The sequence below is a fragment of the Xenorhabdus budapestensis genome, from assembly GCF_002632465.1.
GTDB lineage: Bacteria > Pseudomonadota > Gammaproteobacteria > Enterobacterales > Enterobacteriaceae > Xenorhabdus > Xenorhabdus budapestensis.
On sequence record NZ_NIBS01000135.1, the window covers coordinates 1 to 562 of the forward strand.

Annotated in this window: 1 protein-coding gene; it reads left to right on the forward strand. The window is 39.1% G+C overall.

What is annotated here, in order from left to right; translation table 11 throughout:
- A partial coding sequence (locus tag Xbud_RS19275) for an IS1 family transposase (RefSeq protein WP_280176121.1) occupies positions 1 to 407 on the forward strand: 407 nt, incomplete at its 5' end.
- Positions 408 to 562 lie beyond the last annotated feature (155 nt).

Below are 562 nucleotides of genomic sequence, written 5' to 3' on the forward strand. Positions count from 1 at the left end.
TGGATAATATGGAAATTCAGCTTACTTGCGAAGTTGACGAATGTGGTCTTTTGTTGGAAATAAAAAGCAACAACGTTGGCTATGGTATGCTTGGGAACCCTCGACTAAAGCGTATCATTGCACATACTTTCGGCAAACGAAGCAAGCAAACACTCAAGAAACGCTTGAAAAAGCTCTCTCGATTCAATGTCGCCTTCTGGTGTACAGACAATTTAAAAGCTTACAACATATTACCGACGAATAAACATCTGGTTGGAAAAACCTTTACGCAACGTATCGAACGCGAAAATCTTACCCTACGGAATAGAATTAAACAATTGAATCGAAAAACACTCGGTTATTCAAAATCGCCGGAAATGCACGACAAAGTCATCGGCACTTTTATCGAAAGAGAATATTATATTTAGATGTAGTAGTTCAAACCTGATCTGACAGTCACCCACTTTGATGCAGTGCCTGTCAGAATGAAGACCCCCGCCGCAAGCAGCGGGGTATCTTAAAACAGTGCAAACTGATAGTCTGAATGTAATTTGTTATATTCTTTACCTTGATTTTTAACATA